The sequence below is a fragment of the Chloroflexota bacterium genome, assembly GCA_016887485.1.
In the GTDB taxonomy this organism is placed as follows: Bacteria; Chloroflexota; Anaerolineae; order Anaerolineales; family Anaerolineaceae; genus Brevifilum.
Genome location: CP069394.1, coordinates 2,145,209 through 2,159,045, shown reverse-complemented (window position 1 = coordinate 2,159,045; position 13,837 = coordinate 2,145,209). Strand labels below are relative to the sequence as shown.

Here is a 13,837-nt window from a genome sequence, read left to right as displayed (position 1 = left end):
AGGTGGTCACATGGCGAAAATTGAAGAAGTATTCGATCTAAATCTAAACAGCGATAAAAAGGTCGACAAGGTTATTCAAGACGATAATCTGGATTATATTCATATGCGTTTTGCTAAGGACGAAGGTTTGCCAATCCATATTTCAAACTCGAATGTCTATATGACCGTTCTCAAAGGGACCCTTTCAATCGGATTGGATGACCAGGAGGTCCTTACCTATGCCTCCGGAAGTCTGCTAAAAATCCCCTTCAAAACCCGGATGGACGTCAGGAATCTCAATGAAGAGCTGTTGGAGTTAATCGTAGTGAAAGCCCCTGCTCCCAGCACCTTCAAACAAAAATGAATTTGTTTCTAAAATTGCAAACCTGGCCAATGTTTGTGATAAACGGGTGCAGACTATGCAGATTTTGGAAAACCGCAACCGCAAGATCGCCCAAAAGTGGCTGGATGCGCTGAAGTAACATTTTAGGGAAGTCGTTCCCATCAAAAAACCCCGGACTGTCTCTCCGGGGTTTTTATATTTAATTGCACAAGTGTTAACATGTTTACCTGTATAGTGACGAATTGGTGAAAAATCGGTGACTTCACGGAAATAATACCAAGTCAATACGAGATACAACATAGCGAGTCACGGATGATTAATTTAAATAATTAGGATAAATTTTCATTTATGTGGTTTAGAAAATCCATTATTTTTGAAGATTTTATATACTCGATTGGGGTTTTAAGAACATTAGGAATTAAATTAATGAAAGGAGATACATAATTTCGACCTTTTCTTGGATTATAATCATACCTATTGGAAAGAAGATATAATAATTTTCTCGTCCTTGTCATTGCAACAATAAATTTTGAATATTCAATATCAGAGACACCCTCTACTTCATTAACTTTTGGAACAATACCCTTATTTAGACCGACAATAAAAACATGGGAAGCCGACAGGCCCTTACATCCCTCAAAGGAAGTAAACATTATCAATGGTTCCGAATTATCAGGGGCCGATTCATCCTCTAATTCGTCTTCTGCTTCTGGTGGATAAAAGTAGTTAATAATGGGATTAAAATCTTCATTAATACCTTCAATCTTATCGTTTAATATGTCCAGATCTAGTGATTCACTTTTTAGTAATTCAAGAATTGATACATTTAAATTTACGATGTCAGCTGGAAGAAGGTTAATCATCGGTGTAAAATCTCTACTTCTCTCTATAACACTTTCCAACTCATCTTGATCAAGCATTATTGATGCAATAATTCTCCAACCAATATTTGATTCGGGTTTCCTGATTATTACCTTGTAAGCATCTAAGAGCGTGTAATTAATTTCTTCCGAAGGAGAATAAATTAAATTTGAAAAGTTTTTCGATAGTTTTTTGTAAATTGGATTTAGATATTGTCGCTTGCCGACGATTAATACACAAGGATTGCCTTCTTCATTAGCTTCTTGTATCTCATCATCTGGGATTTTTTCAATTGCAGCTTTAATAAAATTTCCCATAACAGAAATAGTAGATATTTCAGCAGTAACAATTTTTGGATATCGCGAATTTACAGACTCATTACCTTCAAGATAAGGATAAAATTTCCGATTAATTCGTGATTGAAGACCGCCGCAATCAATGACTGATTTAATGAAACTTGATGTAGCATCAACTACAACTTTTGGGCATCGACTACAGAAAGGTAACTCAAATTTGTCATAATCACCCGAATAATATTTATCTCTTATATGTTCAGAAGAAGAATTCCTTAGCGCATATACGGCTTGATCATCATCGCCAGTTATCAACACCTTATTGTTCTTTTCCAGTAAATTAATAAAAGAAACCTCTAAGGGATTAAAATCCTGAAACTCATCAATAACTATCTGATCATATTTTGGAATAAAATCCGGATCTGTTTCTGAGATCTTTAACACTCGATAGACGGAATCATTGAAACTAACCGCATTATAATAGTTTCCACGAGTAATATAAAAGGATATTTGTTGAGAATCTTCGTTGAGCAATTGAAAATGATTTGAAAAATTAGAGTAGGAAAATCCCAATAAATCCGAGTCTTCTTCAATTAGTTGCTCAAGAAATGGAAAAAGCTCAAATCCACCTTCCTTTTCATGAAGCAATTTTTTACAAAAAGCGTGGAATGTTTTTACTTCTGCGAGATCTCCAAAATCATCATCCATATCATTTACTAATTTTCGGATGAAAGTCAATGCAAGATTATTCGTCGAGCCTGTATTCAAAAAGACTTGTTTAAAAGTATAAGTCTTCCCTGTTCCCGGACCAGCGACAATAATCTTCTTTCGCGAATCAGAGTCAAGGATTAACTGTAGATATTCAGCTCTTTTTTCTGCTTGATCTATAAAGAAATTATCCATCATATCCCACTTTAAAGAATTGATTCTTAATATAGAAGTATAGCACTTAAGTTTTGTGCCAGGATTTGGGAGCGAATAGAATCTAACCATTACCTTCACGGAGGTAGCTCATTACCAAAAAAATCGAGTATCAGACACAGGTCAGATGCTGCGCAGCGCATGTGACGGTCTACATAATGCTAGAAGTGAAAACAATAAAAAAGAGGTTGCCCCAAAAGTAAGGGACAGCCTCCTGTTATTTATTCCAACTTCTCAAACGATCAATACTCGTAAATGCTCCCGCCGATGAACTCGCGGATCACAGAGTTTTCCGGCACGACCGTATCATCCTCGATGGCGTCCAGGGACTGCATCAGCTGATAGACCCGGCTGGCTCGTTCAAAGGCATCCTTGCGCAGCGGGTCATCCGCGTATTCTTCGGTCCAGCGCTTGAACTCCGGGAACAGCTTCGCCTTATACATCGGCATTTCATAGGGCATGCCGCTGTTGACGATGTAATCCGTGGTGTTCACGTAGGGGATGATGTTGCGCAGCTCACTGGAGCGAACATAGTGCCAGTGCAGCAGGGTCTTGGTTGGGTCATAAGCCCGGTGGGCCTGATCCCTCAGCATCCGACGGATCAGACGGATATCCGTCCAGCGGACATAATGCCCATCCGGGTCCTTGAGCTGTAATAAGGGTTCAATATAGAGCCGGAAGATCCGCTCCGGGGCAATATCCTTGGTCATATCGGGATAGAGCCCGTGGAGGCTGTCGATCAGGATCACGTCATTCGGCTCCAGCTTCATGGGGGTCTGGTCCAGATGACGGGTGCCGGTCTTGAAGTCATAGAAGGGGATCAACACCTCTTCGCCGTCGAACATGCGGTTCAGGTGCTGATTGATCAGTTCCAAATCCAACGCCTGGGGCGTCTCAAAGTCATAATCCCCAAACTCATCCTTGGGGTGCATCTCCAGGTCGAAAAAGTAATTATCCACATTCAGCGTGACCAGCCGCATGTTATAGCGTGCCAGCCGCTCACCCATCTTGATGGTCGTGGTGGTCTTGCCCGAAGAAGACGGCCCAGCGATGATCACCATCCGCAGGTCTTCCTTCCGCTGGGCGGCCAGGTTGGCGGCGTTTTCCACATCTTCGTTATAGAAGGCTTCCGACTCCGCCACGATCTGGGAGACTTCACCCTTTCTGATGCGCTCATTGAGGTGCTCCACCGATTGGACGTTATGATCCACTGCCCAATCCAACACCCGCCAGAGCTTGGACCAGGGGATGTTGCTGGACGGCTTGGAACGCCGGTCCGCCCGCTGTTCACGCAGCTGGGCCCGCTCCGCCCGGTAGAGGATATAGGCCTTGGCCACCCGGGCATGGCCTTGTTCGATCAGGACCTTTTCAACCGTATCCTGAATTTGTTCTACTGTGGGAATCTCACCGGGAGGGGTATTCTCTTCCAAGACCCGCACAACCTCATCGGAGAGCTGTTGTGCTGTGGCTTTATCTCGCCCGCCAACAGCTACCGCGGCACGGTAAATGGCATTGGTGATCCTTTGGGGGGTGAAATCTACAACCGACCCATCCCGCTTGACGACCGATTTAATTTCGGACATTTTCGCTCCTTTCGAAAAATACCAGGAAAAAGTCAGGTTTCCGTTCAATTAATTATAACGAATGTTAAAGAAAGTACCAACTCGGTTCAAAACCAGCCACTGTAAGCGTTTCATTAAGATAGTAAATTTGGATTGACTTTGCATTCTTCCGTGTGCTATGCTGAATACAGGTAAGAGTATTTAATCAACTCATTTTTCCCCTTACGTTTAGGAACCTTTCACCCTCGTACGCCGTCTGGATGTAGATTTCCGGGCGTAATGGCCTATCGAATGGAGGACAATATGAAAAATAAAATTGCAATTGGATTGAGTATTCTGGCTCTGGCCCTGGCCGCACTGGCTTGCCAGGCCCCCTGGAGCACCCCAACCCCGACCGAAACAACCGTACCCACCGAAGTGACGACCGCCCCGCCAAGCGAGACGGAAACCGAGGCTCCCACTGAGACAGCCACTGAAGGACCAACCTCCAGCCTGCCCGTTTTTCCCAGCCCGGTGATCTACGACTTCTCGTTCTTCACTCCCCTGCAAGGCTGGGCTTTGACCCAGGATGGCAACAATATCCTGGTCACACTCGATAGTGGCCAGACCTGGCTGGATGCGACCCCGGTTTCTCTGGGTACACTCCCCCCCGGCACCACTTCCTGGGGCCTCTCGCCTTTCTTCCTGGATGCCAACACCGCCTGGGTGACCCCCGGACATTTTGGCACCGGCACCTCAACGCTCTATCATACAATAGATGGCGGACAGACCTGGGTTACCAACTCAGTGCCCTTCGATAACGCCCGCTATTTCTTCCTGGATCAGAATGGCGGTTATGCCCTGGTGGATCTAGGCGCAGGCGCCGGCTCGCAATATGTCGCCATCTATCAAACCACGGATGGCGGCGTCAACTGGACGCAGAAGTTCAGCCACGAACCCGGCACGGTGGCCTCCCTGCCCGGCAGCGGGCATAAGGGCGGGCTGACCTTCCTGGATATGAGCCACGGCTGGATCGGCGGCGATATCCCGATGAATGACTACTTCTATTTCTATGCCACGACGGATGGCGGAGCGAACTGGTCACTGGAAACGGATATTGTCCTGCCGGCCGGCTTCACCAACAGCTTCGAAGAAGTCGGCCAGCCCATTTTCGTGGGCGGCACGGTGGGCTACCTGCCTGTGCGAGTGCTGACCGACACCAGCGATTTTTACCTGCTGATCTATCGCACAGATGACGGCGGCCAGACCTGGATTTATCAGGGATCGGTGCAAGATGGAAGAGCAGTAGACTTTGATGCCCCAACCTCCGGCTGGATTGCGGGTGGTATGAGCCTCTATCGCAGCACCGACAGCGGCGTGACCTGGTCGGCTATGGCACTAAGCGGCATCCCGGCCACGGAATACTTCCTGAAGGTGGATTTTGTGGATGGGCAATATGGCTGGGTTCTGACCACCCCGGATGAAAGCACATGGACGCCGTTGAATCTATATCGCACGGAGGACGGCGGCGTGACCTGGACACAGTTGCTGCCGTAATCAAATCACTTGATGTCATAAGGGCGGGTCTCAGTACCCGCCTTTTTGAATCCTGTAGCAAGACAAAAGATAAGCGTATACAAATAGATGAACAATTTCTCTCTCCCCTTCCCACCTTCGGTACCCTTCCCCTCAGAGAGGGGAAGGGACAGGGATGGGGTTTTATTTCATCTTCCGCCTTATCCAACCATCCGATAGAATATAAGCACGGATCCAAACCTATGAAACGACTGCTTATTGGTACCGCCTCCCTTCTGCTGATCCTCCTGGCAAGCTGCGCGCCTGCTGCCCCAACGAGCTCACCCACGCCTTCACCCACCACAACAGCCACTGCCAATCCAACGCTCACCCCCACCGAAACTTCCACGCAAACACTGACGCCCACCCCCATCCCCTCGTTCAGCTTCTCAGTCACCACCGATATGTCGGAGGTCTCGGGGCGGGAATACATCGACTATCCTAATTTTTTCGCCGGCTTGCTGGGGCACCTTAAGGATGTCGGGCCGGGAGATTTCATGGTCAGCACCGGGGATGTGATCCCCGCAGCTGATACCCGCTGGACGATTGATCAGGTCCTCGGCGAGGATTTCCTCTGGTACCCGATCCCAGGCAATCACGATTTCGGTGCCAGCGACTACGCCTTCCTGCGGGATTATAATTACGACCCGAACGGCCCTGCTGAACCGAATATTGTGAACCATGGACCGGACTCCTGCCCCCACACGACTTATTCCTTCGACTATCAAAATGCCCACTTTGTGATGCTGAACGTCTATTGCACCGCCGATTCCCCCTGGGGTATTGATGGCAGCATCACCGACACCCTCTATGACTGGCTGAAGGCTGATCTGGAAGCCACCAATCAGGAACTGATCTTTGTCTTTGGGCATGAACCCGCCTTCCCCCAACCCGATGAGCAGACCGGGCTGACCAGCCATGTCTATGAAAGCCTGGACGAATACCGCCAGGCCAGAGACCGGTTTTGGCAGTTACTACAGGATGAGGGTGTGGCGGCCTATTTTTGCGGGCACACCCATAATTACAGCGCGATTCAGATGAACGGAGTCTGGCAAATTGAGGCCGGTCAGGCTATGGGCACGCGCGCTGCACCCTCCCCTGGCACTTTTCTGATCGTCAACGTGCAGGGAGAAACGGTCACCATCAATACCTATCGTGGTGAAGAAGCGCCCGGGTTTGGTTATTTATTGACGGATTCCTTCCAAATCGCCCCCTGAATTATCCCCTTACAGATCACTCTTTGTGTCTTAGCTCCGTGCCGCAATTACGGCAATAGGCATCGCCCGGCTGGGAGCGACTACCGCATTCATGGCAAAAGATCGCTTTTTGCTCCGAACGCCGCATTAACTGACGGTCGCTGCCGATCCAATCCTCATTAATATAATGGCGCTGATACCACCAGTAGTAAAAACCAACCAAGAGAAGCAATAAGAGAGCCACTGCCAACAACCAAACCACAACGGTTGAGGGCATAAATGTACGGCCCTCGGTATTCTCATCCACTGGCGTCACCGGGGAAACACCCAAGGCCTCAAACTCCGTATTTTGCAGGTCCTTGACATAATGGAACGTGACATTATAGTCAATCCCAGCCCTTACCACACCGGCATTAAGGGTGTATGTGCAACAACCTTCCGCCACATCCGCCTCAGGGTGCGTGACAAGATCACCGGCGCCATAGGGTCGGCGGACGGAGAAGACCAGGTTATTAACCTGGTAGCTGGAAAGCCACATATAGTTGTAGGTCCTGAGCTGATCGAAAATCACCAGCGTGGGATCAGTGTATTCAATCAGAATGTTGGATAAAGGCGCTGTAAACTTAACATCCTTCCAAATTTCGCCCAAAGTTTCTTCCCAATAAATTTGCTGCACTGAGCCGCGGTCATCCACACTCCGTAGTGTGTCAATCACAGCTGTCGCCGGGATCTGGATTGTGAGATCCTGTGGCAATGAGACATTTGAGGAAAGCTTCAAATCCAAACTGACAAAAACAGACTGTCCCGTTCGTTCAGGCCACAGGCCCACCTGAGCGGAATCAAAAACAATCTGCTGGGATGCAACAGCCTGCCCCGATAGGCCAGTCTCGGCAATCAGGGCAAGTATTACAATCAGGAATAGGAGGCGTTTATATATTTTCACAATGGGTTTGATAACTTTAATAAACTAAATCTATCATACCATGTTCACCAAAGTGCGGTTATATGCAGGACGTGCTTCGATTTTGAGCACACCAATATAGAATGTGATGGCGCGCAGGAGAACGCTGCGCACCTTAAAATAAAAGGCCACCAAACAACTTGCTATGCTCATGTAGGGTGCGCTCCGATCTTGAGCGCACCAATACGGAAGGCTGTGATGCGCAGGAGAACGCTGCATACCCTACAATTAAATTACCGTCAAACAATTTATCACGCATATGTAGGGTGCGCGCCGATTTTGAGCGCACCGATAAAAAAACAACCCAATTTTCTCTTATGGACTTCTTAGAATTTACAGGTACCATTGACTAATCAAAATACTAACAATTTTTGACCAAGACTGAAATGGTATAATGCAATCTTTGGTAATCATTGATCAGAAAGTGAAACAACCTTATGACAAAAACAACCATCCAATGCCCCCAATGCCGGCAGCCTGTCCCATCGGAGATCACCCGGCTTTTTGATCTTGGCGAAAACCCCCAAGCCAAGCAAATCCTCCTTTCCGGCGCCTATAACCACATTCAATGCCCCAACTGCGGTTATCACGGCGAAGTCCCACAACCGATCGTTTACCACGATCCCTCAAAAGAGCTCCTGTTGACCTTTTTCCCGCCATCCCTGAACATGCCTGTCAATGAGCAGGAAAAGATGATCGGCCCCCTCATCAAAAAGGTGATGGACTCCCTGCCGATGGAACTACGCAAAGCCTACCTATTGAAACCCGAAACCATGCTGACCAAACAACGCCTGGTTGAACGCATTCTGGAAGGTGATGGCATCACCCCCGAGATGCTGGAAGAACAGCAAGAACGCCTCAACCTCCTTCAGCGGCTGGCCGGTACCTCCCCCGAATCACGACCCGAAGTCATCAAACAGGAAGAAGCCTTGGTCGATGAACAAATGCTGATGATGCTCCAACGGTTGATCCAAAGCGCTGCTGCCTCCGGCGATCAAGAAAGCGCCAATGTGCTGGCCGGGCTGCAACAACAGCTGCTGGAAAACACCGATTACGGTCAACAGATCCTCAAACAGGCGCAAGATCAGCAAGCCGCCATCCAGGCGCTTGAAGAAGCCAGCAAAGCCGGATTGACCCGTGAGAAACTGCTGGACATGATCGTGGAAGCCGCCGATAACGAGGTCAAACTGGCCACCCTGGTGGGTATGGCCCGTGGCGGGCTGGATTATGCCTTCTTTGAGCTGCTCACCGACCGCATCCAAAATGCGAAAAAGGAAGAGCAAGCTCATTTGAACGAATTACGGGCCAATCTGTTGGACATGACCCATGAAATCGATGAGGCCATCAAAGAGCAGGAAAAAATCTCTTCTGACCTGATGGATGAAATCCTCAAGCAGGAGAATATCGAAGAAGCCACGTTGCAAGCCCTGCCCGGCATCAATGAGATCTTCCTGGAAGTCCTGCGCAAACGCATTCAAGCCGCTCGCAGTGCGAATGACGAAGCCCAGCTCAAGAAACTCCAGGCCATCACCAGCGCCATCCAAAAGGTCAGCGCTCCTGGTGCCAATGTTGAATTCATCGAAGCTCTGATCCAGGCCGAAGATGAAGCCGCGATCAATAAGCTGCTGGAAGAAAACGCCGACGAGATCACAGATGACTTCATGTCCTTCATGCTGAACCTGATGAATCAGACCAGCCAGCAACAGGGACGCGAAGCTGCCGCCGAAAAACTTCAGCAGATTTATCGTCAGGCATTACGCTTTACTATGAAACGAAATTTGGAAAGTGAGCCAGCCGCCGAATAAGGCGATAGCCCTTAGAGCGATGGATTATCCAACCGGAGGCCGTGACCGCGGACGGTGACCACGTATTCCCAATCGGGATCAATCTCCGCCAGCCGGTCCCGCAGCCTGCGGACCAGGGCATCCAGTGCCTGCTCGGAAACACCCTCCGCAGCCTGGCTCCAGACGGCATCAATCACCTTTGGCCGGGAGACCACTTCCCCTGGCTGCTCATAAAGGACCTGCAGCAGGTTGAACTGCGAAGCGGATAAGGGCGGGTCCACCTCTTCATCCAGAACCCAAACACGGCGTGCTCCAATATCGACTCGGAGCCGCCGTTTTATCATCTCAAGGGGCAGTCCCTCCAACGGCATGGTGGCGTCCGAACTCAGGTAGATAAAATGCTGGGCCAGCGAGATCTGCAGCTCATCCCCATCAACCAGCAGCTCCCGCTCTTTGATCAAAGCACCATTGAGATACGTGCCGTTCTTGCTGCCCAAATCTTTCACCCACACTCCTTCGTTGGTCGGACTGATCCGGGCATGATGGCGGGAGACCTGGCGCAAAGGGATCACAATATTACATTCTGAATCGCGCCCCAACAACAGATCCGATTTGACCTGCCAGCGCTGGCCTTCCAAGGGACCGGTTTGCGCAAAGAGCAGCGGGTATTCTTTTTCGTTATTGTCCATATCTGGTCTCACCCAAACCATCCGCCCCGGTGTCGAGTGAATGGTAATTTGATTGAATTCACACCTTCAATAATTATAGTATATCCGGGTAAAGCAGTGATTGATCAGCGAAATAAAGGCTATTCCCCCGCAGGGTTCCCTTCAAGCTATTTTTCCGTTATAATCAAATCAACGTCCACAATCAAGGAGAGTGAATGATTCGCTTCAACCGCTAAATTCTTAAGTTTTAGGAAAGTCACCATCCGGTGAAGTTGTTTTTAACCGAGGGCTTTCCCTGGGTTTTTTCTTTTAAGAAAGCAGGTTGTTGTGTTTACCATTCATCATCTCTCAAAGAGCTTCGGACTTAATCCCGTCCTCCGAAATATCAATTTCAGTCTAAATAAAGGCGAACGTGCCGCATTGGTTGGGCCCAATGGCTGCGGTAAGTCCACCCTGTTGAACATCATCGCCGGAAAAGAGCAGGCCGATTCCGGTCAGGTCACCTATCATCCCACCGACCTGCGAATTGGCTACCTGCACCAGGGCATCGAATTTGCGCCGGGTGAGACAGTGGGCGGCTACCTGAACCGGTTTGCCTCCAATCTGCAAATGACCCTGGCCGCGTTGGAAGAGGTCAGCCAGGCACTCACTAAACAGCCCAATAACCCCGCCCTGGCGACCCGCTATGACCAGGTACTCAAAGATCTGGCCCAGGCTCAGGAAATGGAAGGCGCCCGAAAATCCATTCTGGAAGGCTTTGATCTGCTGGAAGTGCCGCAGGAGACTCCGGTTGAAACCCTCAGCGGGGGGCAAAAAGTGCGGCTGGCCCTGGCAGGTGTTCTGCTGGAAGGGCCGCAGCTGCTCCTGCTGGACGAGCCGACCAACCACCTGGACCTCGAAATGCGCACCTGGCTGCAGGATTGGGTACTCTCCTATCAAGGCGCCATTCTGCTGGTCTCCCATGACCGGGCGTTTTTAGATGCGGTGATCCATAAGGTGATCGCGTTCCCGCCTACCGGCGACGGCATTCGGGAATATCCCGGCAATTACACCGATTACCAGGAAGCCCACTCAAAGGAATTCGAAGAAGCCATGACGGCCTACACCGACCAGCAAGACGAGATCAGGCGGCTGAAAAAAGCTGCTCGCAGCGTGCGGGACCAGGCTAAATTTAGGAAAGGCGGCAAAGCTGACCCGACTAAAACCGATGGGTTCAGCGCAGGGTTCTTCGCCGACCGATCCCAAGGCACAGTCCAGCGCGCTAAAAATCTGGAAAAACGCGTGACCTACCTGGAAGGGGAAGGCAAGCTTGAGAAGCCCTCCCAGGCCTGGGAGATGCGGATGCACTTTACTGAAATCCCGCAGAGCGGTCAAATAGCCCTGACCCTGAGCCGTCTCAGTATTGGGTATGATGACACTCCCCTCCTGCCGCCCATCACCCAAACGGTCACCCTCGGCCAAAGGATCGCCCTGGTGGGTCCCAACGGCATAGGCAAAACCACCCTCTTTAAAACCCTGCTGGGTAAGACGCAACCGCTGGATGGCAGCTTCCATTTCGGCGCGGGCGTCCATCCGGGTTACCTCTCACAGGAACAGGAAATGCTGGACCCGACCAAAACCGTGCTGGAGACCATCCAGGCCTTACCGGATATGGGGAACCATAGTGAGGCACGCACCTTTTTGCATCGCTTTCTGTTTGCCGGGGATGAGGTCTTTCAGCCAGTGGCGACTTTATCCTATGGGCAACGATCCCGCCTGATGCTGGCCATACTGGTGGCTCAGCACTGCAACTTCCTCCTGCTGGATGAACCCCTTAACCACCTAGACCTGCCTTCGCGGGAGTCTTTTGAAGCCTCACTGAGCGAATTCGACGGCACCATCCTGGCCATCGCCCACGACCAATATTTCATTGACCGCTTTGCTCAGGTCATCTGGCACTTTGCCCCGGAGGGATTAGACATCGAGCTGACCAGCGACCTGGTCTCTCAGATCATGGATTCTTGATAAACTGTGGATAACTGCCTAAAAACTGTGGAAAAGTGTTGAAAAACAGGGCATTTACCCCCGAAAAACCTGTGAATAAGCTGTGGATGACTTTTAACGATGAAAACCGGGTACGCCGTCCCGGTTTTCGTCGTGTTGGTTTGATTCCTTATTTTACGAAGCATTCTATGCTCTTAGTATAGCGAAGTCCATTCCCCGATACTTGACGGTTGACCTGTTATTACCCGACGATCACCCCACAGAATCATTAGAAACCATCAAAATGACCGCTGTAATTCATTAATTTTCAATAGAACGTCAGGTTTTGCACTCAAAACGGCTTTGTGTTATGATGTTTGAAACCGACTTCACCCAGGAGCGCTCCCATGACGGAACAAGACAACACCGTTGAAGAAAAAATCATCGGCCTGATCGCCCAACTGAACGCTTACATCGAACAATATCATGGTGGTTCGGTTGAGCTGGACCGAATTAATGGCAATTCGGTGTATGTGCGGCTGGGCGGGGCCTGTGAAGATTGCCCCCTTTCTCCCGCCACTCTCCAAGGCTGGGTCGCAGGCACTTTACGGCAGTTCTTCCCGGATATTGAAGTGTTTGAAGCGGAATAAACAAAAAACAGTGAAAATTAAACTCCCCTGGTAAATTCAGGGGAGTTTTTATTTACTGTAGGTCACGTGCCGTCAGCGTACGTGACGATAGACATCAATCCCAGAAGTAAATTCTCTTCCCGTTTTCTAGATTGCTTTGTCGCATCATTTAGATGCTCCTCGCAATGACAAAATTGTAGGTCACGCTTCCAGCGTGACAAATAAGTCACGTAGGTTCGACCTTCGGCCTCACCATACGTGACCCATAAATTCAGAGTTATTTCTCCGCTTCCCCATTCTTCGTTGCGCCGCTGCCAGGGCCGTAATAGATCTCATTTTGCACTGCCCGATATAGGGTTTCGCTCCGCAGTTCTTCCAGGGTGTAGCAAGGCGCATCCAGGTGATTCGCCAGCGTTTCCGCCAGGCCCTGGTCAAAAGCGGCATGCTCCATGTTGATCACCACCGAACGGATCGATTCTTCGGCAACCTGTTCTGCGATTTTTTGGCTTTCTTCGAGGGGGGACCCGCTGCCAAGGGCCACATTCCCGGCACCATCGGTCAGGACGATCAACAGAGGCACCACATCCGGATGGAGCATTTTTTCGCGTTTGATCACTTCCAGCGCCATTGACAGCCCAGCGCTCAGGGGTGTCTTCCCGCCCACCGGGATATCCGCCAGGGCGCGCTGCGCCAGGAGGACAGAGTTGGTTGGGGGTAAAACGAGGGTTGCCCGATCCTTCTGGAAAACGATCAGGCCGACCCGATCTCGTCGCTGATAGGCATCGGTGAGCAGAGAAAGAATGGCACCCTTGGTTGCTGCCATCCGTTCCGCCACGGCCATTGACCAGGAGGCATCCACCAGGAACAGGATCAGGTTGGAAGCCCGGCGAACCCGGACCTTCTTCTGATAATCTTCCCGACGCACGGCAAAAGCCACGTTCTCCCGCATCTCTTCTCTTGCCCTTTGGAAAGGTGCGGCTGCGCGTAGGGTGGCATCAAACGCCAAATCATCCGCCTTGCCATTGGCCGGACGTGACTGAATATAGCGGCCGCGTTTACGGTCGGTCTGCGTCTGCGACCGGCGGCCGCCATGACGGCGCATCATGTTATCGAGGGGGGTATCC

At 50.0% G+C, this 13,837-nt stretch carries 12 protein-coding genes; 6 read left to right on the top strand and 6 right to left on the bottom strand.

All coding sequences use genetic code 11. From position 1 onward, the window contains the following. Positions 1 to 10: 10 nt before the first annotated feature. Positions 11 to 343, top strand: coding sequence for a cupin domain-containing protein (locus JR338_09900; GenBank protein ID QRN82724.1), 333 nt, complete (start codon positions 11 to 13; stop codon positions 341 to 343). Positions 344 to 651: 308 nt separating this feature from the next. On the opposite strand, the gene JR338_09895 is transcribed toward JR338_09900, so the two are convergent. Together JR338_09895 and JR338_09890 are read right to left on the bottom strand one after the other, a co-directional pair. Beyond that, on the bottom strand, positions 652 to 2,382 hold the full coding sequence (locus JR338_09895) for an ATP-dependent helicase (protein QRN82723.1): 1,731 nt from the start codon (positions 2,380 to 2,382) through the stop codon (positions 652 to 654). A 257-nt stretch (positions 2,383 to 2,639) separates the two neighbouring features. Then, the gene (locus JR338_09890; GenBank protein QRN82722.1) at positions 2,640 to 3,980 is read right to left on the bottom strand and encodes a response regulator SirA; all 1,341 of its coding nucleotides are present in this window, start codon (positions 3,978 to 3,980) and stop codon (positions 2,640 to 2,642) included. 282 nt (positions 3,981 to 4,262) lie between these two features. Between JR338_09890 and JR338_09885 the strand changes: the two genes are divergently transcribed. Together JR338_09885 and JR338_09880 are read left to right on the top strand one after the other, a co-directional pair. Further along, positions 4,263 to 5,495, top strand: a complete 1,233-nt coding sequence (locus JR338_09885; GenBank protein QRN82721.1) for a hypothetical protein — start codon at positions 4,263 to 4,265, stop codon at positions 5,493 to 5,495. A 221-nt stretch (positions 5,496 to 5,716) separates the two neighbouring features. Then, a complete protein-coding gene (locus tag JR338_09880) occupies positions 5,717 to 6,730 on the top strand; it encodes a metallophosphoesterase (GenBank protein ID QRN82720.1) in 1,014 nt (337 codons plus the stop codon). A gap of 16 nt (positions 6,731 to 6,746) precedes the next feature. Here JR338_09880 and JR338_09875 read toward each other — a convergent pair whose 3' ends face one another. Then, positions 6,747 to 7,652, bottom strand: a complete 906-nt coding sequence (locus tag JR338_09875; protein QRN82719.1) for a zinc ribbon domain-containing protein — start codon at positions 7,650 to 7,652, stop codon at positions 6,747 to 6,749. Positions 7,653 to 7,685: 33 nt separating this feature from the next. Beyond that, positions 7,686 to 7,823, bottom strand: a complete 138-nt coding sequence (locus JR338_09870; protein ID QRN82718.1) for a hypothetical protein — start codon at positions 7,821 to 7,823, stop codon at positions 7,686 to 7,688. A 284-nt stretch (positions 7,824 to 8,107) separates the two neighbouring features. On the opposite strand from JR338_09870, the gene JR338_09865 reads away from it, so the two are divergent. Next, a complete protein-coding gene (locus JR338_09865; protein ID QRN82717.1) occupies positions 8,108 to 9,475 on the top strand; it encodes a hypothetical protein in 1,368 nt (455 codons plus the stop codon). A gap of 11 nt (positions 9,476 to 9,486) precedes the next feature. Here JR338_09865 and JR338_09860 read toward each other — a convergent pair whose 3' ends face one another. Further along, on the bottom strand, positions 9,487 to 10,143 hold the full coding sequence (locus tag JR338_09860) for an FHA domain-containing protein (GenBank protein ID QRN82716.1): 657 nt from the start codon (positions 10,141 to 10,143) through the stop codon (positions 9,487 to 9,489). Between the two features lie 306 nt (positions 10,144 to 10,449). Between JR338_09860 and JR338_09855 the strand changes: the two genes are divergently transcribed. Beyond that, positions 10,450 to 12,126: an ABC-F family ATP-binding cassette domain-containing protein gene (locus JR338_09855; GenBank protein QRN82715.1), complete on the top strand. Its 1,677-nt coding sequence runs from the start codon at positions 10,450 to 10,452 to the stop codon at positions 12,124 to 12,126. Between the two features lie 365 nt (positions 12,127 to 12,491). Beyond that, entirely contained in the window at positions 12,492 to 12,734 is a 243-nt protein-coding gene (locus JR338_09850; protein ID QRN82714.1) for a NifU family protein, read from the top strand. 256 nt (positions 12,735 to 12,990) lie between these two features. Here the strand turns inward: JR338_09850 and JR338_09845 are convergent, their stop codons facing one another. Further along, positions 12,991 to 13,818, bottom strand: coding sequence for a VWA domain-containing protein (locus tag JR338_09845; GenBank protein ID QRN82713.1), 828 nt, complete (start codon positions 13,816 to 13,818; stop codon positions 12,991 to 12,993). Positions 13,819 to 13,837: the final 19 nt, after the last annotated feature.

Excerpts from the sequence above, each read along its gene's own strand:
- JR338_09880 (QRN82720.1), top strand. The coding sequence starts at position 5,717 with ATGAAACGACTGCTTATTGGTACCGCCTCCCTTCTGCTGATCCTCCTG.
- JR338_09850 (QRN82714.1), top strand. The coding sequence starts at position 12,492 with ATGACGGAACAAGACAACACCGTTGAAGAAAAAATCATCGGCCTGATC.
- JR338_09860 (QRN82716.1), bottom strand. The coding sequence starts at position 10,143 with ATGGACAATAACGAAAAAGAATACCCGCTGCTCTTTGCGCAAACCGGT.
- JR338_09870 (QRN82718.1), bottom strand. The coding sequence starts at position 7,823 with ATGAGCATAGCAAGTTGTTTGGTGGCCTTTTATTTTAAGGTGCGCAGC.
- JR338_09895 (QRN82723.1), bottom strand. The coding sequence starts at position 2,382 with ATGATGGATAATTTCTTTATAGATCAAGCAGAAAAAAGAGCTGAATAT.
- JR338_09885 (QRN82721.1), top strand. The coding sequence starts at position 4,263 with ATGAAAAATAAAATTGCAATTGGATTGAGTATTCTGGCTCTGGCCCTG.
- JR338_09865 (QRN82717.1), top strand. The coding sequence starts at position 8,108 with ATGACAAAAACAACCATCCAATGCCCCCAATGCCGGCAGCCTGTCCCA.
- JR338_09845 (QRN82713.1), bottom strand. The coding sequence starts at position 13,818 with ATGATGCGCCGTCATGGCGGCCGCCGGTCGCAGACGCAGACCGACCGT.
- JR338_09890 (QRN82722.1), bottom strand. The coding sequence starts at position 3,980 with ATGTCCGAAATTAAATCGGTCGTCAAGCGGGATGGGTCGGTTGTAGAT.
- JR338_09900 (QRN82724.1), top strand. The coding sequence starts at position 11 with ATGGCGAAAATTGAAGAAGTATTCGATCTAAATCTAAACAGCGATAAA.